The sequence below is a fragment of the Mesorhizobium neociceri genome, assembly GCF_013520985.1.
In the GTDB taxonomy this organism is placed as follows: domain Bacteria; phylum Pseudomonadota; class Alphaproteobacteria; order Rhizobiales; family Rhizobiaceae; genus Mesorhizobium; species Mesorhizobium neociceri.
In genome coordinates, this window is the sequence record NZ_JACDTY010000026.1 from 1 (window position 1) to 23632 (window position 23632).

Genomic DNA, 23632 nt, shown 5'->3' on the forward strand with positions numbered 1-23632 from the left:
TGGTGATTAACGATGTTGATCTGTGCATCAGGGCGGCGTTGCGTGGTGTTGGATTGTTCCGCCTGCCGCGCTCGCTGGTGATGCCCTATCTGGATAGCGGGGCGCTTGAGACCGCGCTCGATGCTTTCGGCGAAGATGTGCCCGGCCTGTCGCTCTATCACCCGAGTCGCAGCCAGGCGCTGCCCAAATTGCGTGCCTTTATCGAGTTTGCGGTCACGCGCATGCGTCATCCGGTGAGCGCAACCGACTATTTGCCGACGGCAGCGGATTAGCGGGCTTCACGGCCCGCGCTTCAAGCCGGTACCACCGGCGGTCATGGGATCAGGACCAGCTTGCCAGTGGATTTGCGGCTTTCCATGTCGGCATGAGCCGTCACCGCATCGCCGAGCCGATACTCGCCGCCGATCAGGACCTTGAGCTTCCGTTCAGCAATCCAGTCGAACAACTGTGCCGAGCGAGCGCGCAGCAGACCGGGCGTAGGGATATGGTCGAAAAATACCGCATAGCCGATCTTGATGCTCTTGGGCAGGCTCATGATATCGAGCGGACCTGGACCTCCAAGCACCGGGCCATACCAGCAGAACGTTCCCGATCGGCGTAGTACGTCGAGCGATCCCTGAAAGGTCGTCGGCCCGGAGCCGTCATAGACGACATGCACGCCTTCACCCTTGGTCAGACGGAGCGTCTCCTCCGCAAAGCGGCCTTCTGTATCGACGATGACATGGTCGACGCCGGCCTCCCTGGCTGCCGCGACCTTTTCCTGCGACGAGACGCGTCCGATGACATGGCCGCCACGTAGCTTGATGATCTGGGTCAGCAGCAGCCCGAGCCCACCCGCCGCCGCGTGGACGAAGGCGACATCGCCGGGCTGGACCGGATAGAAATCGGTCGCGAAATGACTGGCGGTCAGTCCCTGCATCATCGCGGCTGCGGCCACGCGATCGTCGATCGCGTCGGGAACCGGCACCAGCGATGCAGCAGGGATGGCAATCCGTTCCGCATAGCTTCCGGGCGCATAGACCCAGGCGACACGCTGGCTGGGTTCGATGCCCTCGACGCCGGCCCCCACATTCAGGACCCGCCCGACACCTTCGACGCCAAGAATTTTGGGGCTGGGAATATCGGTCCAGGCCATGCCCTGCCGCACGCCGATATCCATGAAGTTGACGCCCGCGAAGGCGATCTCGACCAATGCCTCATCAGGACCTGCCACCGGTTCGGGACGCTCGACATAGTCCAGCATCGCCCGGCCGCCTGTACCGTTCATCACAACCGCTCTCATTGATGGTGCTCCATACTTGAATGATCGGCAGCCGCCTCAGGGTCGAGATTGGACGCCTCGTCACGCTCGGCGACGATGTCGGCCTCGTTCGGTTTGCGCGATGCCGCTTGCCGCCGCCGCAGAGATCAGGTCTAGGGTGCGATGCAAACGCAGCGCATGCGCGAAGTCGGGCGCGGTCTGCCCGGGCGTTCCATTCCGCAGATCAGCGGCAAATGCCGCATAGAGCCGGGCGACATTGGCGGCCGGCCCTTCCGGCGCATCGGACGCAACGTCATACTCAGGTGGGATCGCCAGCGGCGCGACCGACGTATCCTCGTCGTGTCCGCCGAGCAGCGTCGGCGCGAGCACCTGAAGATTGCCAAGCGGCGACGTAAGTACGAGATCGCCCTTACTCCCGTTGATCTCCCATCGAAAATTGTCGCCGCGCGAGACGCCGCCGCGATAGAAAATCGAGGCCACCGCACCGCTTTCCAGCACGGCGGCGATCGCCAGATGATCCGGCGTCGTTGACCTGATCTCCTCGTTCGTGTCGGCGAGCCTGACGGCTGAGCGGCGCACCGCGCTCGCGGAGCGGATATCTGCGAGATCGCCAACGACGAATTGTAGTGCGTCCAGCGCATGCATTGTCGGTACGGAAAGCAAGGTGGCGTTCTTCGTCGCGTCGAACATATAGGCATGCGCGCTGTCGCTGACCGACGTCCAGGCGATACCTGACGCCACCATCGTGGTGCCGAGCACCTCACCGACATAGCCCTGAATGACGAGGTCGCGGGCATAGCGGATCGATGGCGCCATCCGCGCCTGAAGACCGATCAGATTGCCAACACCTGCCAGCGCGACCTGTTTGGCAAGATCCGCCGTCTGTTCGAAATCCACGCCAAGCGGCCATTCGCACATGACCATCTTGCCCGCGGCAATAGCCTCCGCGACGAGAGTCTGGTGATCGGCGAGTTTCACCGTGACAACGACGAGATCGATATCGACCCGGGCGATCATCGTGGCCGGATCGGCGTAAGCCGGGACACCATAGGCCTCGCCGGCGGCTTTCGCCGACGCCTCGCTTGAGGTCGCAACAGCGCGTAGCTCATATTCGGACAGCGCCAGCAATGCAGGAAGATGTGCGGTTGCGGCCCAGCCGGGCCGAAGCGGGCTCGCGCCGATTACGCCGACGCCAATCTTACTCATGGGGATTTCCTCTGTTAAACAGGCTCTATCACCCTCTAGTATCAGAACGATACTTAGCATAAAGAATGCACTTTAAAGCGACTACGTATCCTTGAGGGAACCTTGGAGCCTATTTGATGAAACCCGATGGCAGCAAATTCGACCGGCTGCTCCTCGACCAGATCGCTGACCGGTGGAGCATCCTCGTTCTGGGCGCTATCTGCGCTGCCGGAGGCACATTGCGCTTCAACGAAGTGCGCCGACGGATCGATGGCATTGCGCAAAAGACTCTCACACAAGCCCTGCGCCGGCTGGAGCGAAACGGCATCCTGGAGCGCAGGCTCATCGACACCGCGCCGCCTGGCGTCGAATATATGGTGACCCCGCTCGGCCGATCGCTCGATAAACCCTTCGCAGCCTTGAATGCGTGGACCATGGCGCATGCCGAGGCCCTGCGAGCCGCGCAGAAGGCTTTCGACGAGCGGCATGGTTCGGTTTCCGAACGACGAGGATGAACCCTTCGGTGTTTTTGGGGCACGACTTGCAAAGGGCCAGCTGTCGTACACGCAAGACGAGTCACCGATCGGCAACACCCTGATTCCGGAATGAGCAGCGGCGAGACCGAGCGGGCACTGCTTTCAATCCGTTATGCGAAATAGGTGCTGTGGGAGAGATCTTTCCACTGCTCATATTCAGCTCGCCGCTCGTCCAGCTTCGCCGTAATGGCACCCCAACTGTCGGCGCCCATGCTGAGCCGCTGGGGCATGTCGCCCGACTTCACCAACGTGCCGCCCGACTTCACCAAGTTGACGAGTATTTCCGCCATGCGATCCGGATCACCCGGCGCGTAAACGCCGTCCTTGTCGTTCAACAGCATTCCCATGACCGCGTGCGCGGTAGGGTCATAGGCGTCGATCTTTGGGCTTCGCAGATTGCGTTCGACGATACCGGTGCGGAAGCCGCCTGGCTGGATAGACAGCACCTTGATGCCCAGCGGAGCGACCTCTTGAGACAAGGCTTCGGTCAAACCTTCGAGCGCGTGTTTTGACGCGCTGTAGTAGCCGAGCGCGGGCATGGAGACGACGCCGTTAAGAGAGGACACGTTGATGATCGTCCCGCTTGCCCGGGCGCGCATACCAGGCAGAACTGCCCGGATTGTGCTCGCGACGCCGAACACATTCGTGTCGAACAGCGTCCGGATGTTCTGCTCCTCTCCTTCTTCAATGGCTGCGAGATAGCCAAGCGCGGCGTTGTTCACGAGCACATCGATACCGCCATGCCATTTCTCGGCGGCGGTGATCGCAGCCTTGATCTCGGATGGTTTGGTCAGATCCATTGACAGGGGAAGCACCGCGTCGGGGTGGGCTTCGGTCAGCTTCTCGAGACGAACTTTGTCCCGCGCGGTAGCAGCGACACGGTGGCCGGCGCGCAACGCCGCATTCGCGACCGAGGCGCCGAGGCCGCTTGATGCGCCGGTGATGAACCAGGTTTGCGTACTCATGGTTTCCTTCTTTTCTCTATGTTGCGGGCTTTCCCGTCGGCCGGCCGGCGTCCGCTTAGGCGTTGACGCCAACAATCATCGAGCCGCGGCCACTGTAGTATCATATCGGTACTTAGTGTAAATAATGCACTTTAGGGCAACTAAGCAACTAGAAGGGAACTTATATGCCCGCTATGGCAGGGGCCGACGGTTTTCCTATGTGGGCGGGCTTTCCACGAAGCGGACTCCGCTCATGCGAAGTTCAAAGCAATCTTTGCCAGATATTCCTCAATCGGAACTGCATTGCGAAGCGCCATCAAGTCGTTACCCGCCTGCCCCAAAAGCGTCCTGAATTTCTGGCTTTCGCCGGTCGCCAGGGCATGAATCGCATCTACGATCGCTTGCGGATCGTCCAGCGCGTCTTCGGTCACTCCGGAGAACATGGCATTCACCTTGCCGACAACACCGTCGTAGTCCCTGATCTCGGGATGCGTGTTGAACACCACACTATTCAGGAAATTGTTCCCCTTCGAACCGCCCTGCTCGATGAGACGCAGTTCGATATTCAGCGGCTTCAACTCGTAATAAAGCCCCTCCGTGAGCCCTTCGAGGGCGAACTTCGACATATTGTAGAGGGAGCCGGTAGGCACCGCACTCAATACGCCCATGAACGAGCTTATGTTGATGAACATGCCACCTTTATTGGCGCGGAAGTGCGGCAAGAAACCGCGAATGACGTTGATGGGGCCGCGTACATTTAGCGCGAACTGCCAATCAATCGTACTTTCTTCGGCGAACTCCAGAGGTCCGTAGGAGCCAGCGCCGGCATTGTTGACCACTACGTCGATCTTCCTGAAAGCAGTGATGGCTTGTTCCGTCGCGATCTGCACTTGCTGGACATCCGTCACATCCAGCTTGAAAATCTTGATGTTGTCATATGCGGTCAGCTCGCTTTCCTTTTCCGGCGTCCGCATGGTAGCCGCGACGTTCCAGCCTCGTTTTGCGAAATGGAGCGCCGTCAATTTACCCAGGCCGCTACTGGTGCCGGTAATGAATATCGTCTTGGTCATGTCATCATCCTGTTTGTCATTGTTGCACTAGATACCGAGTAGCTTCTTTGCGCTTGGCATTACTCCAGCATCTCTCGGCCGCCGGTACCGTTCATCACAACCGCTTTCATTGATGGTGCTCCATACTTGAATGATCGTTCCATAATTGGTTAAAAAAGGGGGCGCTACCGCAGCGCCCTCAGCGCCATGTCGACCAGGCTGACCAGCGCCGCGGGATCGGCGCCGCCGCGTCCCGCGACCCGGATGCCGGCAATGTTGGCGATCAGAAAATCGGCGGCTGCTTGCGCGTCCAGGCTCGGAGCGATATCGCCTTCGCGTTGTCCATCGTGAACGCGGGCTACGATGGCTTCACGCAGGCTTTTGCCCAGCAGCGTTTTGATCTTCTCAAGGTCGGGGCGCGACGCGCCGAACTCATAGGTCGAGCTGACGCCAAGGCATGGCTGATCGGCGGTCTCGACGACGCGCCGCAGCATCGCATCGATCCCGTCTATTCCCCGCGCATCGCTTCGCAGCGCACCAAAATGCCTCGTACACTCGTCCAGCCCGTAGCGATGCACTGCCGCGCAATAGAGCTGCCACTTGTCGCCGAACGCAGCGTAGAGGCTTTGCCGTCCGATCCCCATCGCATCGACGAGCATCTGGGCCGAGCTACCCTCGAATCCATGCTCGCTGAAGACGTCGATCGCGCCATCGAGCGCAGCGTCCGTGTCGAATTCCCGCGGTCTTGCCATGGCTATGACATAGTCGTTCTGGAACGAGCGTTCAATAACAAATCGAAATTAATCGACGACGAGGCGATCTGCCCTAATCAGGCTTGGCTTTGCCTACTGTTCTCGTGCCCTCACTCGCCCCGATTTTTCGACGTTGCAGGATGCAAACCCCTGTGGTCCGGGACATACGCAAATACCGTACAATGCTCTGCGTCAGATTGCGTCAGATATCGATTGCCTGCGAAATTGCGGCGACATGACCTTCAAATACCCTCTCGCTCACAAGAATGTGATGGCCATGGACCATCACGCCAGTAGGGAACGATGGAGGATCAAACCGTGAGCAACAGCTCGGCAGCTGTTTCCAAAGAGGCGCTCTCTGGCGGGCGCGTTCGCCTGATGATGCAGCCTCGGTCGCCGTCCGAGGTTGTTCAGCGGGTCATGCTCCTGCTTCTCATAGCGAGCGTGATCGGCCTTGCGATCGCCAATCCCAATTTTCGAAATCCCGCCAACCTGCTGAACATCGTCCAGCAGGCGTCCATGGTCGGGATCGTGGCCTGCGGAATGCAGCTGATGATCATCTCAGGCGGCTTCGATCTGTCTGTTGGCGCCATCGCCGCGGCGGCCGGTTGCCTTGCAGCGGCGATTTCCCTGGTTGCCGGCATTCCATTCGGCATCCTGGGAGCGCTTACCCTTGGTCTGCTGATCGGGACCATCAACGGAAGCCTGATCGCCAAGGTCGGAATGAATCCCTTTGTGTCGACCTTCGGAACACAGGCCATCATCATCGGCACGCTGTATGCGATGACTGAAGCGAAGCCGATTGCACCGCTTCCGCGTGAATGGCGTGAACTAGGCTTCTTCAACCTCGGCGGGCTCACCTTCTCGAGCATGGTCTTCGTCCTGGTCGTGGTCACGCTGGCAGTCGTTCTTCGATACACGCGCTATGGGCAGCACGTATACGCGGTGGGGAGCAACAAGGTCGGAACGAGCCGCGCCGGCGTAAATGTCGACCGGGTCATCATTGCCACATATGCGATCGGCGGCCTGACAGCCGCAATTGCGGGTGTCCTGCTGACGTCCATCGCCGGTATCGGTAGCCCACAAGCCGGAACGACCTGGGCATTGTTGTCTATCGCCGCAGTTGTCATCGGTGGCACGCCGCTGACTGGCGGCGTGGGCGGCATCAGTTCGGCGGTAATCGGCATCTTTGCCCTTACCGTCCTCAACAACGCGATGACTCTCTACAGCATCTCGGCCTTCTGGCAGCCGGCATTCATGGGTGCCGGTGTGCTCCTGGCCGTTGGGTACGAAGCGATGCGGCGCAGCCGCAAATCATGATCGAAGCCATTTCAACAGGTGAGCGAATGCCCACCAAGCAAGGAGGAGAACCAAACATGAAGATCACCAGACGTTTCTTCGGCGTGGCGACATTCGCCGCCGCATTGGCCATGTCCACGGCATCGCCTTCCTTCGCCGAAGGCAAAAAGCTTGGCGTCATGATCTACAACATCGGCGTCGATCCGTGGATGAACGTCGCGGTGAAGTCGCTCGAAGAAAAGGCGAAAGCGCTCGGCTACGAAGTATCCGTTGCTGACGGTCGCAACGACGTAGCCCAGATGAATGCGGCTATTGATCAGTTCGTAATCCAGGGTGTGAAGGCGATCGTCATATGTCCCGCCGATCCGGACAGCCTCGTTGGTAGCATTTCCAAGTCTGTCGCGGCCGGCGTTCCGGTGGTGGCGTTTTCCCTCGGAGTGTCGGACGAAGCCAACTTGACCGCCTTCGTCGGCGCCGATGAGGTCGGCATGGGCCGCACGGCGGCGCAGGAGGCAGTCAAGGCGATCGGAGGAAAGGGCAATGTAGCCCTCATGACCGGTATCCTCGGCACCTCGGCCCAGATCGGTCGATCGAAGGGCCAGCATGAGGTATTCGACCAGGGAACCGACGTAAAGGTCGTCGAAGAACAGCCCAACGACTGGGCTCACGAGAAGACGGTCGCTCTGATCCAGGACTGGCTGTCCAAATATCCGAAGGGCCAGCTGAACGCAGTTCTGGCGCATGGGCCGGAAATCGTGGCGGCAGCGGAGTATGCCAAGTCACAGGGGCGCGAGGAGGTCGCGTTTATAGGCATCGACTATCCTGAGGACGCGCGACGCGCGATCAAGGAAGGCACTTTGCTCGCGACAATCAGCCAGGATCCGAAGCTCCTTGCGGCGCTCGCCGTGGAAACCGCCGACAAAGCTGCCAATGGGGAGAAAGTCGAGAAAGTGGTCATGATCGAGACGACCCTGATCACCAAGGACAATGTCGATCAGAAGACTGCCGACTACTAAGTTGCTTGCGGCCCGCGGGAGCCAATCTCCCGCGGGTCGCTCTCATCGTCTCAACTGGATTTGGACAGCATGCTGGAGATTTCTCGCGCTCGAACCAATGCCGCGCCGGCCGGTGTCGTGCCGATCCTTGAGTCTCGAGGGATCGCCAAGCACTATGGTGGCGTTGTCGCGCTGACGGATGCGAACCTTATTGTGATGCCAGGAGAAATCGTCGCGATCGTTGGCGACAATGGCGCCGGAAAATCCACATTTGTAAAAATTCTCTCGGGCGCGCAACAGGCCGACGAAGGCAAGATCCTTGTTGCCGGAACGCCAGTTTCGTTTCACCGCCCGAGCGATGCGAGGCAAGCCGGAATCGAAACCGTCTACCAGGATCTCTCACTCGCCGAGCACCTGGACGTCCTCACCAATCTTTTCCTGGGCCGCGAGGAGATCCGCTTCAAGATTGCCGGATTGAGCTTCCTCAATCGCAGCAAAATGAGAAAACGGGCCGAAGAGCTCCTGAACGAGGTCGGCGTCAACGTCCCCGGCGTCAGAGACATTGTCGGTGGCCTTTCCGGTGGCCAGAGACAGGGCGTCGCCATCGCCCGCGCAGCCGGGTGGGGCTCTCAGCTCATCATCATGGATGAACCGACAGCCGCACTGGGCGTACAAGAAACGGCACATGTGCACGACATCATTCGCCGCCTGCAATCGAGGGGGGTGGCGACCTTGCTCGTCAGCCACAATATGAGGCAGGTAATGGAACTGAGCGATCGTGTGTACGTCTTCCGTCGCGGCCGGATAGCCCGGGAACTCATCACACAGAACACGTCGACCGACGAGATCATCAGCTACATCACGGGTGCACGAAACTAGAATTCTCTGTGTCCGGCGTTTCATCCCGCGGACGCTTTTTCAGCGTACGCGAAAAGATGCCCAAGGCGCTCTGCTCTTATCTGTCCGGGACCACCGTGCGGCCCGCAAGGGCGACAAAGGCCATGATTGCGGCCAGCATGGCGAATGCTACGCGCAAGTCCACGAGATGCGCGATCAAACCGATCAGGGCGGGGCCCATCAAATTGCCTCCATAAGCAAACGTCGTGACGACGGCGACCGCAAGGTTGGCCGGCATCAGCGTCTGCAATCCGGCGGCTTTGAACATGATCGGAACGATGTTTGCGGCGCCGAAACCAACAAGCATGAAACCGCACAGCGCAAGCGATTGCGACGGCAGCGCCAAAACCATCGCAAAGCCAGTTGCGGCGACCAGTCCGCCCGCCAGAAGCACCTGATGGGCTCCGACGGCATTGATAAGACGGTCGCCGACAAGTCGTCCTATGGTAATCGCCACGGCGAAGGCGGCATAGCCGAATCCCGCGGCATATGTCTCGGCCCCACGATACTGCACCAGGAACACGCCGCTCCAGTCGAGCACCGCTCCCTCGGCCATGAAAACCAGGGCCGAGAATACTCCTATGAACAGAACCAACCGCTTTGGGAAGACAAACAATGGAGGGGATTTTCCTCCGTCATTTGCGTAGGAGATAAAGCCCATTGCTCGTGAGCAGACAGAGGCAACCACCAGCAGCCCCAAAGCAAACGAAGCCTCGAGTGGACCAAATCCCAGCTTGAGCAATCCACTTAACCCTCCTGCTCCGATGAACCCTCCAATGCTGTAGCAAGCATGAAAGCCAGACATCAGGGAAAGTCCCATCCGCTTCTCGACAGTCACTGCCTGTATGTTCGCTGAAACGTCGATCGTCCCCATGGCTCCGCCGAATATCGCAAGGGCGAACGCCATCCCGATGAAGCTTGTGCTCACGGCAAGAAATGGCAAAACCGCAGCAGCGACAAGCGTTCCGCCAACCATGACCATACGGCATCCGAGGCGTGCCGTCAGAAGACCGGTCAAGGGCATTCCTATCAGCGAGCCGCCGCCCAGGAACAGCAAAAGGATGCCAAGTTCGCCTTCACCGATGCCCAGGCGAAATCTCGCGAAAGGAATCAACGGCGCCCAGGCAGAAATCAGTGTCCCGGTGCCCATGAAGACGACGTAAGTGGCCCACCGTTCTCGGGCGCCAATACGCTTCGACCGATCAACACAATCACCCGTATCCAAGATGTTCGCTCGCTGAACCATGTTGTCCTGAAGAGGCCCGGCCACAAAGTTTCAAGGCGGCGCGTAGACTGTGGCTCGCAACCATCAGCAGCCGTCGTTGAGCATTTCCAACGCGGCTTCGTGGAGTGCCCGGTTGGCTGACGCCAGCACTTTGCCGCCGCGCTCTGCACGGCCGCCGTCGAACCGGGTAACGATGCCGCCGGCCGATTCGATAATCGGAATGAGTGGGACGATGTCGTAGGGCTGCATCGATGGTTCAACGCACAGGTCGATCTGGCCGGCAGCCAACATCGCAAATGCGTAGCATTCCCCTCCATAGCGGGTGAATTTGACCGCCGACGAGAGCTTTGCGAAACCGCGACCTGAACGCCTGGTGAACGGCTCGGGCGACGTCGTATGACAAATGGCCTCGGATAGAGCCGAAACATTGCTTGTGCGAAGCGTCGATCTCCCGCGTGCGCTTTCACTGAAGGCTTCGGATTGGTCGCCCCAGAAGAATTCGCCCGTATATGGTTGGCTCATTATCCCGCGCGTTGCGCGGCCGTCGACAGTCACGCCGATCAGAGTTCCCCACACGGGGATGCCGCATAAATACGGCTTCGTTCCGTCTATCGGATCTATGACCCACTGTATCGGACCGACCCCCGTTGTGCCGAATTCTTCGCCAAGGATGGAGTGATCGGGGTAAGCAGACTTGATGATTTCGCGAATTGCGATTTCAGCTTCTCGGTCAGCGTCGGTCACAGGGTCGAACTTTACACCTGGCTTGACCTTTGCATCGGCGGCCAGTCGAGTTCGAAACTTGGGAAGAGTGATAAAGCTCGCTGCCTCGACCAACGATAGGAAGAAGTCCAGTGAGGGCAGGGCGTCGTTTGACATGGCGCAATCTTGTAAAAAAGCGGATTTGGGTGGCTAGAAAAGGTGCAGCGTAGCGATCTGTCTCGGGGTGCGGCCGGGACATGGTCCAGATCAATTATCAAGCGCGGTGTCCGTCGCTGCCGCTGTTCCTGGCTCAGCGTTCACGAGACCTACTCTTCATCGAAATAGTGCTTGACCAAAGCAACCTGCGCTTCCGCAATTTGGCCGCGCAACTCACTTTGTTCGCCTAGAATTCTTACTGCTGCCGGGAAAAATGGAGAGAGCAGAACCGCAGCGGCCGCGATCCAGAGCAGCCTGCGCGCGAGATCACTTTTGACGATCCGTTGTCCCTTGTCAGTCATCGGGCAACTCCAAAGGTGTGGGACGAGAGCCAACTGGCACCAGCCGGCTCTCGCGTCGATCAAAACCCGCGGCCCTTCACGTATTTGGCGCGCAGGTCGCCCAGGTAGGCGGGGACGGTGATGTCCCACCAGCCGGTCACGTGCATGTTGGAGTAGGGCCGTTCGATCGCGCAGATCGCGTCGATGACATACGGCTTCCCAGACGCTAGAGCCCGTTCAATCGCCGGACCAATCTGTGTGGCATCGACAACGCGTTCGCCTTCGCAGCCGAGAGATTTCGCGACGCCAGCTATGTCGGCCATCCACTTCGAGCCGTCCGGTGTCTTGAACTCCGTGATGATCTCGCGATCCTCCCCGAACATGTTCAGCTGCAGGTTCCGGATTGCTCCCCAGCCGCCATTGTTGATGACGAGAAAGATCACCGGCGTGCCGAGCATTGCTGCGGTGGCGAGTTCAGTCCCTGTCTGGAGAAAGGCGCCGTCGCCGAAGACAGCGCAGACCGGCACTTCCGGCTTGCCCAGCTTGGCGCCGATGGCGGCGGGCAGGGCAAAGCCGATCCCCGACATTCCGCCCGGCGTGATGTGCTGGCGAGGACCATAAACCGGGAATTCGTTGAATACCTGGTTCTGCGGATTGGATGAATCGGTAACGACGATCGTGTCGCGCGGCAACGCCTTGCGCGCCTCGACAAGTACCTGGGAAGCAGTCATGGGCTGGACGTCGGCTGTGCGCAGAGGACGAAGGAATTCCTCCCATTCCACTTTGCGCTGCTCCAGTTCCTTGAACTGCGCGGTGGATTTATAGTCTCGCCGGCGTCCCTTGGCCGTGAGCTCCGCCAGGATGGCGCCCAGCACAGCCTTGGCATCGCCGACGATTCCGACCTCCACCGGATAGTTCTTGCCGATTTCGAAGCCGTCGAGATCGACCTGGACCAGCTTGGTCTTCGGAATGTCGAATGTGACGCCCGGCTGGTAAGAGGACGTGATGCGGTCGGAGAAACGACAGCCAACCGCCAGGAGCACGTCCGCCGACCGGGTCATCGCATTGCCAGGGATCGAACCAAGGTCGCCGCAGGCGCATGCGAACAATTCGTGGTCTTCGGGGAAAGCGCCCTTGCCCATGAAGGAGGTGGTGACAGGAGCGCCGAGAAACTCCGCGATGGCTATCAGCTCGTCCGTTGCTTCCGCTTGGATGACACCGCCACCGGCCAGAAGTACCGGACGTTCCGCCGAAAGGAGCAACTCGACGGCGTGGGAGATATATTCCGGATCGCCGAAGGCGCGCGCCGCGGTGCGGCGCTTCTTGCCGTCGTTGATTGTGACCGTCGCCGACTCGGCCTGGACATCCTGAGGCACGTTCACGAGGACTGGCCCTTTGCGTCCTTCAAGCATGGCGTTGAACGCCTGCTCCATCATGTTGGGAATTTGCTCGACATGGCTTGGATTGAACCAGCGCTTCACCACGGGCTCGGCCATGCGCGGGAAGTTGTCCGAATGCGGTCGATCGACTTCTTGAAGAACGCCACGCCCCATCATGTAGGTGTGGACACCACCCGTGATGACAAGTTGCGGCAACGAATCCGCGAACGCGGTGGCAATGCCGGTCAACGTGTTGGTGGCTCCAGGTCCGATTGACGTCACGACGGCTGCTAAATTGCCGGAGGAGCGGTAGAACCCATCGGCCATGTGAGAAGCATTTTGTTCGTGCATCGCGGGCAGAAGCTGGATCTCATCCTTGCGGTCCACGAACGCGTCGATCAGGGCCGTATCGCCGTGTCCCGGGATGCCGAAAACGTGAGTAACCCCTTCACGGATCAGGTGATCCACGATGATCTGGCCGCCGGTCATTTCACGAGCGACGACATCGCCTTTCACGTTCTTATCGTGCTTCATTGGTTTCCTCCATTTGCCTGTCCGCGGCCAACGGATGGGCGGCCGTGGCGTACTCGATGTTTCGATGACCGTAACGTCGCACGCGGACGTTGGCTTGCTCGGCGTGGCCGGCAAATCCTTCCATGATGCATAGGCGCGACGCATACTCACCGACCATCGCGGAGGCCTGATCGGTCAGGATTCGCTGATAGGTGCAGGTCTTGATGAACTTGCCGACCCATAGCCCGCCAGTATAGCGCGCTGCGCGCATCGTCGGCAGAGTATGGTTGGTGCCAATCACTTTGTCGCCATAGGCGACGGTCGTGCGGGCGCCGAGGAACAGCGCGCCATAGTTCCTCATGTTGTCGAGAAACCAGTCGTCATCCCTGGTCATGACCTGAACGTGCTCGGAAGCGATGCGATCGGCCTCGGCCAGCATCTCTTCCCGTGTCTCGCAAAGGATTATCTCGCCGTGATTGCGCCAGGCGGTCCCGGCGATTTCGGCGGTCGGCATGATCCCCAGCAATCGCCCGATTTCAGCCAAAGTGTTTTTGGCGAGCTTCTCCGAATTGGTCACCAGGACGGCCGGCGAATTCGTACCGTGCTCCGCCTGCCCAAGCAGGTCTGTCGCGACCAATTCTCCGTCAACGGTATCATCGGCCAAGATGAGAACCTCAGTCGGGCCGGCGAAAAGGTCAATGCCGACGCGTCCGAAAAGGAGACGCTTGGCTTCCGCAACGTAAGCGTTGCCAGGGCCAGCCAGCATATCGACAGGCTCGATGGTCTCGGTGCCAAGTGCCATTGCGGCCACGGCCTGCACGCCACCAAGTACATAAATCTCGTCCGCACCGGCCAGATGTTGAGCCGCGACGATCAGCGGTGCAGGCTTGCCCTTGAACGGCGGAGCGCAAGTGATAACGCGCTCGCAGCCTGCCACCTTGGCGGTCAATACCGACATGTGTGCCGAGGCAAGCAGCGGGTATTTGCCGCCGGGCACATAGCAGCCGACGCTCTGCACGGGAACATTGCGATGACCCAGTATGACGCCGGGCAGCGTCTCGACCTCGATGTCGGTCAAAGCGGCTTTCTGGGCTTCCGCGAAATTGCGCACCTGCTCTTGTGCGAACTCGATGTCTTCTCGCTCTTGTTTGGATACGCTGTTCAGGCAGGCTTCGATCTCGGTTTTGGTGAGCCTATAGCTGTCTCGATCCACGCCGTCGAAGCGGACGGCAAGCTTGCGAACCGCTGCGTCTCCGCCCTTCTCCACCTCGTCGAGAAGTGCCTGGACGGTTTTGGTGAGAGCCTCGTCCTGAAAGTTGGAGGCCTGCGCCTCCGCTGTCTTGAGATGTCTGATCATTCGCATCCGCCTTTGCCCGGCAGCTCTTCGCACAATTGGGGCGCTCGATCGCCGGCCGTCCCGAGATTGCGACAGCCCCACCACGGTCACAATTTCGCAAGGCCTTGATACTTGGCGCAAACTGACGCATATCCGACCCATAAACTTTCGCGGTGGGCAGCAGTAAACTGATGGAAACGGATGAGGATACGGGTCTTTTAGCGGTAAATTTCGCTGCCAATCTCAGATTTTTGTGTGAGCGAAGCGGCTCCATTTCGGACATCTGCCGCAAAATGAAAATAAATCGACAGCAATTTAATAAGTATATGTCGGGCCTGCATGTTCCATCGATGCAGAATAGAAGGATAATTGCAAAATACTTTGGACTAAGCCAGGACGTGCTCTTTGTGGAGCACGAAGAATTTAGGATGCTTATCGAGGGAAACTATTTTCATACCCTCGAGGCGCTCCGCCATGCGGCAAGGTTTAGCGGATTCCTTGAGACAGGCCTTCTTCACCAGAGATCCGCGGCGGATGGGTATTTAGGAATATATGATCGGTATCAGTATTCTAGTATCTACAAAGGAAAAATATTGCGGTCCGCATTCTGCATCTACCGCAACAGGGATTTTCTTCAGCATTACTATGTCGAGCGGTTTCCTAGTTTCGATCGACCCTCGAAGGCAGACTATGTTTTCAAATACCATGGTTTTACAATACCGCTCGACGGCCGAATATTCTCCATTGATTTCGAAGTCAGCCAGAAAAATGAGATGACGTTCGGGATCTATGCACCCGTTCAACGAAGCGCGAAGAACTTCATGTTTGGTATCACGTCGGGGATCGCGGCCACGATGCTGCGACCTCCTTACGCCACAAAGGTCGCGATGCACTTCCGATCGCCCGGCATGCTGAGCAAGGCAGACTTGAGGCGTGTGACGACACTTGAGGAAAACGATTCATCGATTCCCGTCGAGGTCAGGCAATTCCTCGGCAGTGACGAGATGCTGCCCCGATCTTGATCGGCGTTCAGTGACAACCGCGCGCGTCACGCGAGATCAGTCGCCATAATATGATCAGCTGCTCGCAATGCCTGGGCGGCAATCGTCAGGGCTGGGTTCACAGCCGCGGAAGATGGAAAGAAGGACGCATCGATAACAAACAGGTTTTGCTGATCCCATGCTCTGCAGAACGGATCCAGCGCCGACGTTCCAGGATCGTTGCCCATCCGAACCGTGCCGCATTGATGGCCCGTTGCGTGCGCAACGAGCGATTTTGTGATGACGATGGGATATCCCGCCTGCTGGAGCGCGCGTTTCATCCGGCGGACGAGCTTGATGTGTCCATCCATGTTGTTCAAGGTCACTGAGAGCTTGATGCGATCGCCCTCAAGCGTCACCCGGTTGTCGGGATCAGGTAGATCTTCGGAAAGGCCGATCCAGTCCATGCCATGCCTGGCCATTCGATCTGCCAGGAAAGCCGGCAGGTAAGGCACGTTTGCGGTCAGCATGCCGCCCTGCAGCTTGCCGAGCATTTGCATCTGTCCCATCGGCCAGCGAAAGGCGTCGTCGCCGAAGTACCAGTCGTTGATCGCGAGTGTCTTTTGAAAGACCGTCGAATTCACGCGGTGCGAAAGCCCCATCAACGCGGTTTGATTGTGCACCATGTAGTGCCGTCCGACGACGTCGGAACCGTTCGCCACGCCATTGACGGCTCCTGTGTCGGCCGAGCGCAGCAGCAATGCCGAGCTGTTTACAGCGTTGCACGATACTACAAATAGCGGCGCGGACAGTCGTTTTATCGTGCCGCCGTGATCCACCTCAACCGCGGTGATGCGTTTGGCATCGCGGCTCAGCAGAAGCCGGCGAGCGAAAGCGTGGGTCATCAGATCCACCCGGCCAGTTGCCAGAGCGGGCTCGACGCCACAGGTTTCCGCATCGTTCTTTTGGCCGATCTTGCATGGAAAGCCGTCGCAGGTTGGGCATAGGATGCATGTGCCTGCCGGCGCTGCATTCACTGCAAGCGGCAGAGCCGATGGGGAGAGGCCTTGCTCCCGAAAGCGCTGTGCCATCCGTTCAACGATCGGTTCCGATTTCACCGGTCCGTAAGGGAAGGGCGCCTGGCGCGATGGCGCCGTTTTGTCAGGGCGGTCGTCACCATGAACACCAAACATCCGCTCGGCTTCATCATAGTAGGGTGCAAGGTCGGCGTACCGAATTGGCCACGCGGGAGAAACGCCGCGTCTGTGCGCCAGATCCTCGAAATCCCGTTCCCTCAGGCGGAACATCGCGGCGCCATAGAATTTCGTGGAACCGCCAACATTGTAAAACATGCCGGGGTCGAAGCTTTTGCCATGACGGTCCAGCCAGGCGTCTCTTGCCTTGTATTTCTTCTCGAAGAAGACTGACCGGACGCTCCAGTTTTCTGTCTCGCGTGGGACAAAATCACCGCGTTCGACGACGAGGATACGAGCACCCTTCTCCGACAGCCGACGCGCGGTGATGGCGCCTCCGACGCCGCTGCCAATAACGATGACGTCATACTCTTTCATAGCAAGTCCAAATGTCCGAGATAGGTCGGCAGACCATACCGGGCTGACCAGGACGACCGGCAATCCGCATGTCCCACGCGCTATATCGGTTAGCCCGTCTCGAGAAAAGCAGGCTTTGACCAAATTGCGTCAGTTTGCGTCAGATATCAAATGCCTGCGAAATTGTGGTGACGCAACGCTGGAGTAGGGTCCTCTATCAAAATAAGGCGGCTCTCGAATGGTCGTCGAATGGGGAACTGAAAAGAACAAGTGAGTGAGCGAGAATATCGCTTCACTCTGCAAAGATTCCCCACGGCCGAGAGAGATTTTTGCAGTTGGTGTGACCATCAACAGCATCGAAGAGCTTGCGCTGCACTGTGCAACCGGCGGGATTTGAGAGAATGGCAAGCGTATCATTTGAAGGGGTGTGGAAGGTCTTCAACACCTTCGTAGCGATACCCAACCTCGATTTGAACATCAAAGACGGAGAGTTCATCGTCTTTGTTGGCCCTTCGGGATGCGGCAAGACCACAACCTTGCGAATGCTTGCCGGGCTGGAAACGCCGACCTATGGCAGCATCCGTATCGACGATGAAGATGTCACGCTCACGCCGCCGGGCAGGCGCGACATCGCCATGGTGTTCCAGAGTTACGCGCTTTACCCGCATATGAGCGTGCGCAGCAATCTCTCGTTCGGTCCGGAAGTCCGCAAGGAGAGCCGCTCGGACCTCAACAATCGTGTCGAGAAGGTCGCCAATCTCGTCGGGCTGCACGGTCTTCTCGATCGCAAGCCTGCCGAACTTTCGGGCGGGCAGCGGCAGCGCGTTGCGCTTGGCCGCGCGCTGATCCGTGAGCCACGAATCTTCCTCCTGGACGAGCCTCTTTCAAACCTGGATGCGGGCCTGCGCACGCACATGCGTGCCGAGATAGCTGACCTCCAACGCAGGCTTGGTGTGACGACCGTCTATGTCACGCACGATCAGGTCGAGGCGATGACAATGGGCCATCGCATCGCTGTCTTCGATCGTGGGCGGATCCTGCAGGTCGACACACCAGCGCAGCTCTACCGGAATCCCGCGAACAAGTTCGTCGGCACATTCATCGGATCACCGGGCATGAACATCCTCCCCGCCGAACTGGCCCGTGACGGCGCCCTGGGGCGTATCAAGTGCCTGGGTTCAGTGTTCTCCGTGCCGGCCGAGCGCTTCTTTACGTCGACCGATCTCCCCTCGCGGGTGGAACTCGGCATCAGGCCGGATGACCTTCATTGGACCAAAGACGCTCCCTCGCGCTGCCGCGAGCATATCTTCGGCACGGTTCGCGCCACCGAGACAACCGGTTCGGAGACGTTTGTCCTGGTCGACGTAGACGGCGTCGAAGTGAATGCCCGGTTCCCCAGCTTCGCCGACATACGGATCGGCCAGAAGGCTGATCTCGTCTTCGATCCAAACGACCTCCATTTCTTTGAGCCGGAGTCGGGGAACACCCTGCGGACAGAACCTGCCCGAATCCTGGAACAGCAGGGCGTCTAGACCCTGTCAAAAGGCAATACCAACCAGAGGAGAAAAAAATGAAAATTCGAAATCTTATCAATCCAAGCATGCCGCGAAGGGCATTGCTCGCCTTGGCAGTCACGACCGCTTTGGGCGCTGGCACAACGCTCGCTTGGGCCGACGCGATTGCGTTGAAGGTCGCATTCAGCGCCGACTATTTCATGAGCAGCCCGGCTCTGGCCAAAAAATGGTTTGGTGAAGTCAAGGATGGCTTCGAAAAGGCAAATCCTGATGTCAAGGTCGAGTTGGTGCCGATCCAGGGCGGCTATGATGACTTCCTGACCAAGCTCAGTCTGATGTATTCGAACTCAGATGACGTTCCGGACATCGCCGAGGTTCCTGCTCCAGAACTCGGCCAATGGGTGGCCTCTGACCTCTTGGCTCCGCTCGATGATCAACTCGCCAAGACCGACTGGTGGTCTCAGTACGTGGAGCCTGTCAAGGCGGAAGGGACAGTCGACGGCAAGGTCTATGCGGTGAGTCAAGGCGTCAACACCAACGCTCTGCTCTATGACAAGACCATCTTCGCCAAGGCAAACCTTCCGGGCGATTGGAAGCCCAAGACCTGGAACGATATCCTGGATGCCGCCAGGGCGATCAAGAAGTCCGATCCGAACGTCTGGCCGCTCTGGGTGCTCACGGGGACGGCCCAGGGAACACAAGGCGTGGTCCTCGGCGCGCTCAATTTCATGTACGGATCCAGCGATCCGGAGTTCTATAATCAAAAAGACGACAAGTGGGTCGTCGACGGCAAGGGCATCCGCGAAGTCCTCAACTTCTATCGTACCGCCGCTGCCGAGGGCCTGCTGGCCCCGGCCTCGCAGATCCTGAACGCCAACGGTCCTGGCATCGTGGCGCCGTTCCTGCCAAAGCACCAGATCGGGATCACGCTCGGCGGCAACTACGTGCCGCAGATCTGGAACAATGTGATTTGCGGCCCCTGCTGGCCCGAAGGCGTCAAAGACATCGGCATTGCGCCTATTCCAACTTCCCAAGGTCAGGCACCGGGCATGGCTACCGCCTTTTCCGGGTGGAGCCTGGTGATGGCCAAGGCCTCCGCCCACCCGGATGCGGCGTGGAATTTGCTGAACTTCATGATGCAGAAGGATGTCGCGCTGGAGGTTGGCAACTATGGTGGGCTCGTTCCGCCGATCCCCGCCTACATCTCAGAAAAGGCCTATGTCGACTTCGCTCCGGCGACGCAAAAGGGCTTCGCAGATCTGCTGCCAATAGCGAGGAGTGCTCCGTCCAACGCCGGCTATAAGGTCTGGTCCTTTGCAATCGCGCAGGCAACCGAAACCCTTGTCCTGCATCCTGAAACCACCCTCGATCAAGCCGTCGAAGGCATGAAGTCTTATGTCGCCGGCCAGCTCGGTGACGACAAGATCGAAGTTCGCAACTAGCCCCTGGTTTGGGAGAGAATCCAATGGTCGAACTCGCAAACGATCCAGTTGCAAAGACCCTGGGTGCTCTCGTTGCCGAGAATGGAGCGCGACTGGACAAGCCGCGCTTCAGTCCGTCCAGCTTGTTGCTGCTGTTTCCCGCGGCGGCCTTGCTGATCGGCCTGTTCATCTATCCGGTTGGCTATTCCGTGTATCTGGGCTTCACCAACCTCCAGCTTATCGGCCCGAACTCGATTCACTTCCGTTTCACCGGGCTGCAAAACGTCTACTTCCTCCTTTCCGACCATGTTTTTTACCGTTCGATCTGGCTGACGCTCGTCTTCGTTGTTGGATCTGGCGCTGTGGGAACAACGATTCTGGGATTGGTCATTGCCTTGGCCCTACAGAGCGCGCTCACTTCCGTCCGAATGGTGGTGACCAGCCTGGCGATCGTCGCCTGGACCCTCCCTCCGGCGGCGATCGCCATCATTTGGTACGCCGCAACGACGCAGGGCGGCATATTCCCTGTTCTGTTCGGCTATCCCCATGCAGACGTGCTTTATGATCACGCCATGCTCGTGGTGTCCCTGGCCAACACCTGGTCGCTCGCTGGTCTGGCTACAATCATCTTCTCGGCCGCGCTGCGTAACGTGCCTCAAGAAATGCTCGAGGCCGCGAAGCTGGAGGATGCCAATGCCTACCAGCGTCTAACCCGCCTGGTCCTGCCCATTCTCAAGCCTACGATTCTGACTTCGGCGCTCCTGATGACCCTGCTTTCTTTCGGCAATTTCACGCTCATCTACTTGATGACGCAGGGCGGACCCGGCGGGGATTCAAACATATTGCCGGTGTACTCTTACCTGCAGGGCTTCACCTTCAAGAAGCTCGGTTACGCGGCCCTGCTGGGTGACGTGATTGTCCTTATTTCCGGTGTTCTCGGCATTGCCTATGTCTGGCTGGCCCAGGCGCGCCGTCGTGCGCCGAAATCCAATTCAGTCTGATCGTTCCGTAGAGCTCAGGTAGCAAAAATGTCCACATACGCATTTCAGCACCTAACGCCCCAGTTGCCCTCGACGGAACCGATCCGCGTCAAGCGCTGGAGCCTGACGAAAGTGATCAGCAACACAACGCTGCTGGTGATCGGCGCCTTCTTCCTTCTGCCGATGTTGTGGCTGTTCGCCGCGTCCGTCGATACCAGCGCGTCGTGGCAGCTAAGAGTTCCCGACTTCACGACGAGAAACTATCTGCTGGCACTGCAGCCTGACTACACGAGGGCCCTGGTCAACAGCCTGATCTTGTCATTGATCGCGACGGTCGTCGCCACGGTCGCGGCGTTTTTGGCGGCGTATTCTTTTTCGCGTCAGCACATACCCTGGAAGGGGCCGATCCTGCTGACGATACTCTTCCTTTCGGGAGTCCCGATCTCGATCCTGATCGTGCCGATCTACAAGATGTTCAGCTACGTTGGATGGCTTTCGATCTTCCCCACCGCGGTTATACTCGGCGTTACGGCATTGCCATTCGAAATATACCTTATCAAGAACGCGGTTGATGCCATCCCGCTGGACCTGGAAGAGGCCGCCCATATCGAGAAGGCAAGCACCTGGAAGATCCTGAGCAGGATTGTGATTCCTCTGACCATGCCTGGCATCGCGTCGGCGGCCATCTTTGGTTTCGTCAACGCATGGGGAAGTTTCCTCATCCCGCTTGTGCTTATCAGCCGGGCAGCCGAGCAACCCGGTCCGGTTCGGATGTACGGGTTCATGAATTCGGTGGCCATCAACTATGGCGCGGTCGCGGCGTTTTCCATCCTCTACTCGCTACCCGTGGTGATACTCTACCTTCTGATGTCGCGTTCTTTCCGAGCAGGCTTTGTGCTCGGCGGCGCTGTCCGCTGACCGTGCATATGACTCCAGTCAACGGAGGCGGTGTCTCAGGCACACACACTGGTCTAGGGCAGTTGGGAGTAGTCCACTCTCGGCCCATCAGCCGCCGCTGTGAGACTTCATATCATGATCCTTGCGGATATGGTCCGCCGCCTTTTCGGCAATCATGATCGCCACGCCATTGGTATTGCCCGAAACGAGATTCGGCCCAACTGAATTGTCGCAGATCCGGAGCCCGTCGACGCCGTGCACCTTCAGGTCCGCGCCGACGACGGCCATGTCGTCGCGCCCTATCTTGCAGGTACCCATCGGGTGCAGGGCAGCGTGGGCCTGCTTCAGAACGTAGGCGCGAATATCCTCGCGTGTGCGGATGTTACCGGGCGCGTGTTCTCGTGTCAGATGCCTGGCAATAGTCGGCTGAGACATGATCTCGCGGCCGAACGCGACGCCCTCGCACATGACGTCGATGTCGTATTCTTCCGCGAGATAGTTCGGCTGGATGTGGGCCAGGTCGAAGGGGTCGTTGCTGCGAAGTGCGACCCACCCTACCGATTTTGGCCTGGTCTGGCAGATATTCAGGGTCGTTCCGTTGCCTCCCGGAACGGTGTCCACGCCCTCTTCGATACCGGCGCCCGGCATGAAGCAGCACTGAAGATCCGGCCGCTCGTCGTTGAACGACGAGCGAAAGAAGGCGCCACCTTCCACGACGTTGGCGGTGCAAGGTCCCCTGCGGAACACCAGATACTCGAGTCCGGCCGCAACCTGCCATCGCAGCTTTTTGTATTTGTCGTAGCTGAAGGGACCGTTCACCTCATGGATGATGGACACTTCGACGTGGTCCTGCAGGTTTTGTCCGACACCTGGCAGATGGTGAACCAGCTCCACACCTTTTTGCTTCAGGTGGTCAGCATTGCCAACGCCGGAGACCATCAGGAGCCTGGGTGTATTGATCGCGCCCGCTGTCACAATCACCTCGCGATCCGCGTGAAGCTGAATCCGTCTGCCTCTGAGCATGGCCTCCACACCAACCGCACGCTTCCCGTCGAAGATAATGCGCAAGACACGGGCGCCGGTCTGCACGGTGAGGTTCTTTCGGTTTCGTGCCGGCTTGAGATAGCTCGCGGCCGCACTTCCGCGGCGGCCGTTGCGCGAGTTGATCTGGTAGAAGCCACAGCCCTCCTGGTGGCCAGAATTGAAGTCGGGATTGAATGGCAAGCCTGCCTGTTGGCACGCCTGTACCCAGATGCGGCTCATCGGGTGGGTGAATTCCTGATCGGAAACGGGGAGGGGGCCGTCGGTTCCGTGCAGTTGGTTGGCAAAGCGGTCGTTGGACTCGCACCGCTTGAAATAGGGGAGAACGTCATTCCAACTCCATCCTTCGGCTCCGGAGGCCTGCCATTGATCGTAGTCGCGGGGTTGCCCCCGCAGATAAACCATGGCGTTGACTGAGCTTCCGCCGCCCAGCACGCGTGCCTGGACCATTGTCGGGTTTGGATCGCCTCGATGACCTGGACCGGGAGCCCACGGGTATCGCGCCACCAGGTTCCCTTGGCCCGTCTTATAGTAGGTCACCGGCAAGTGTATCCACGGGCTCCTGTCCGCAGGCCCTTCCTCAAGCAAAAGCACCGAAACGTCGGGATCTTCGCTGAGGCGGGCGGCCAGCACACAGCCCGAAGATCCACCACCAACAACTATGAAATGCGGCATGTTA

22 protein-coding genes are annotated in these 23632 nt (G+C 58.9%); 10 read left to right on the top strand and 12 right to left on the bottom strand.

The window, feature by feature from the left end:
• A partial coding sequence (locus H0241_RS31120; protein ID WP_235984543.1) for a LysR substrate-binding domain-containing protein occupies nt 1-272 on the top strand: 272 nt, incomplete at its 5' end.
• A 41-nt stretch (nt 273-313) separates the two neighbouring features.
• Here the strand turns inward: H0241_RS31120 and H0241_RS31125 are convergent.
• A complete protein-coding gene (locus tag H0241_RS31125) occupies nt 314-1282 on the bottom strand; it encodes a quinone oxidoreductase family protein (RefSeq protein WP_181061592.1) in 969 nt (322 codons plus the stop codon).
• Nucleotides 1283-1342: 60 nt separating this feature from the next.
• Entirely contained in the window at nt 1343-2467 is a 1125-nt protein-coding gene (locus tag H0241_RS31130) for a Gfo/Idh/MocA family protein (protein WP_181061593.1), read from the bottom strand.
• 116 nt (nt 2468-2583) lie between these two features.
• On the opposite strand from H0241_RS31130, the gene H0241_RS31135 reads away from it, so the two are divergent.
• Nucleotides 2584-2961, top strand: a complete 378-nt coding sequence (locus H0241_RS31135; RefSeq protein WP_181061594.1) for a winged helix-turn-helix transcriptional regulator — start codon at nt 2584-2586, stop codon at nt 2959-2961.
• Nucleotides 2962-3092: 131 nt separating this feature from the next.
• On the opposite strand, the gene H0241_RS31140 is transcribed toward H0241_RS31135, so the two are convergent.
• The 3 genes from H0241_RS31140 to H0241_RS31150 form a co-directional block, all read right to left on the bottom strand.
• Nucleotides 3093-3947: an SDR family NAD(P)-dependent oxidoreductase gene (locus H0241_RS31140; protein ID WP_181061595.1), complete on the bottom strand. Its 855-nt coding sequence runs from the start codon at nt 3945-3947 to the stop codon at nt 3093-3095.
• A gap of 230 nt (nt 3948-4177) precedes the next feature.
• Nucleotides 4178-4996, bottom strand: coding sequence for an SDR family oxidoreductase (locus H0241_RS31145; RefSeq protein ID WP_181061596.1), 819 nt, complete (start codon nt 4994-4996; stop codon nt 4178-4180).
• Nucleotides 4997-5160: 164 nt separating this feature from the next.
• Nucleotides 5161-5727: a TetR/AcrR family transcriptional regulator gene (locus tag H0241_RS31150; protein WP_181061597.1), complete on the bottom strand. Its 567-nt coding sequence runs from the start codon at nt 5725-5727 to the stop codon at nt 5161-5163.
• A 318-nt stretch (nt 5728-6045) separates the two neighbouring features.
• Here H0241_RS31150 and H0241_RS31155 point away from each other — a divergent pair, with 318 nt between their 5' ends.
• The 3 genes from H0241_RS31155 (at nt 6046) to H0241_RS31165 (ending at nt 8900) form a co-directional block, all read left to right on the top strand.
• A complete protein-coding gene (locus H0241_RS31155; protein WP_181061598.1) occupies nt 6046-7047 on the top strand; it encodes an ABC transporter permease in 1002 nt (333 codons plus the stop codon).
• The gene (locus H0241_RS31160; protein WP_181061599.1) at nt 7044-8042 is read left to right on the top strand and encodes a sugar ABC transporter substrate-binding protein; all 999 of its coding nucleotides are present in this window, start codon (nt 7044-7046) and stop codon (nt 8040-8042) included. Before H0241_RS31155 ends, H0241_RS31160 begins: the two co-directional genes overlap by 4 nt.
• Before the next feature lie 69 nt (nt 8043-8111).
• Complete coding sequence (locus tag H0241_RS31165) at nt 8112-8900, top strand: ATP-binding cassette domain-containing protein (RefSeq protein WP_181061600.1); 789 nt, start codon at nt 8112-8114, stop codon at nt 8898-8900.
• 76 nt (nt 8901-8976) lie between these two features.
• Here H0241_RS31165 and H0241_RS31170 read toward each other — a convergent pair whose 3' ends face one another.
• The 5 genes from H0241_RS31170 to hisD all read right to left on the bottom strand — a co-directional run bounded on the left by H0241_RS31170 (nt 8977) and on the right by hisD (nt 14591).
• Nucleotides 8977-10143 carry an MFS transporter gene (locus H0241_RS31170; protein WP_210285143.1) on the bottom strand — a complete coding sequence of 389 codons (1167 nt, stop codon included), beginning with the start codon at nt 10141-10143 and terminating at the stop codon, nt 8977-8979.
• Nucleotides 10144-10227: 84 nt separating this feature from the next.
• Complete coding sequence (locus H0241_RS31175; RefSeq protein ID WP_181061602.1) at nt 10228-11022, bottom strand: inositol monophosphatase family protein; 795 nt, start codon at nt 11020-11022, stop codon at nt 10228-10230.
• A 149-nt stretch (nt 11023-11171) separates the two neighbouring features.
• The gene (locus tag H0241_RS31180) at nt 11172-11363 is read right to left on the bottom strand and encodes a hypothetical protein (protein WP_181061603.1); all 192 of its coding nucleotides are present in this window, start codon (nt 11361-11363) and stop codon (nt 11172-11174) included.
• Nucleotides 11364-11422: 59 nt separating this feature from the next.
• Nucleotides 11423-13255, bottom strand: coding sequence for a thiamine pyrophosphate-binding protein (locus tag H0241_RS31185; protein ID WP_210285144.1), 1833 nt, complete (start codon nt 13253-13255; stop codon nt 11423-11425).
• Nucleotides 13242-14591, bottom strand: coding sequence for a histidinol dehydrogenase (gene hisD, locus H0241_RS31190; RefSeq protein ID WP_181061604.1), 1350 nt, complete (start codon nt 14589-14591; stop codon nt 13242-13244). The genes H0241_RS31185 and hisD overlap by 14 nt, the downstream gene beginning before the upstream one ends.
• A 170-nt stretch (nt 14592-14761) precedes the next feature.
• Between hisD and H0241_RS31195 the strand changes: the two genes are divergently transcribed.
• Nucleotides 14762-15592: a helix-turn-helix domain-containing protein gene (locus H0241_RS31195; protein WP_181061605.1), complete on the top strand. Its 831-nt coding sequence runs from the start codon at nt 14762-14764 to the stop codon at nt 15590-15592.
• 26 nt (nt 15593-15618) lie between these two features.
• Here H0241_RS31195 and H0241_RS31200 read toward each other — a convergent pair whose 3' ends face one another.
• Nucleotides 15619-17121: a GMC family oxidoreductase gene (locus tag H0241_RS31200; protein WP_181061606.1), complete on the bottom strand. Its 1503-nt coding sequence runs from the start codon at nt 17119-17121 to the stop codon at nt 15619-15621.
• Between the two features lie 380 nt (nt 17122-17501).
• Here H0241_RS31200 and H0241_RS31205 point away from each other — a divergent pair, with 380 nt between their 5' ends.
• Genes H0241_RS31205 through H0241_RS31220 form a run of 4 tightly spaced genes read left to right on the top strand, consistent with a single transcriptional unit; the run spans nt 17502 to nt 21933 of the window.
• The gene (locus H0241_RS31205; RefSeq protein ID WP_181061607.1) at nt 17502-18632 is read left to right on the top strand and encodes an ABC transporter ATP-binding protein; all 1131 of its coding nucleotides are present in this window, start codon (nt 17502-17504) and stop codon (nt 18630-18632) included.
• A 38-nt stretch (nt 18633-18670) separates the two neighbouring features.
• Nucleotides 18671-20056, top strand: coding sequence for an ABC transporter substrate-binding protein (locus H0241_RS31210; RefSeq protein WP_181061608.1), 1386 nt, complete (start codon nt 18671-18673; stop codon nt 20054-20056).
• A gap of 23 nt (nt 20057-20079) precedes the next feature.
• Complete coding sequence (locus H0241_RS31215; protein WP_181061609.1) at nt 20080-21036, top strand: carbohydrate ABC transporter permease; 957 nt, start codon at nt 20080-20082, stop codon at nt 21034-21036.
• A 27-nt stretch (nt 21037-21063) separates the two neighbouring features.
• Nucleotides 21064-21933 (top strand): carbohydrate ABC transporter permease, encoded by an 870-nt coding sequence (locus H0241_RS31220; RefSeq protein WP_181061610.1) that lies wholly within the window; start codon nt 21064-21066, stop codon nt 21931-21933.
• Between the two features lie 87 nt (nt 21934-22020).
• Here the strand turns inward: H0241_RS31220 and H0241_RS31225 are convergent, their stop codons facing one another.
• Nucleotides 22021-23628: a GMC family oxidoreductase N-terminal domain-containing protein gene (locus tag H0241_RS31225; protein WP_181061648.1), complete on the bottom strand. Its 1608-nt coding sequence runs from the start codon at nt 23626-23628 to the stop codon at nt 22021-22023.
• Nucleotides 23629-23632: the final 4 nt, after the last annotated feature.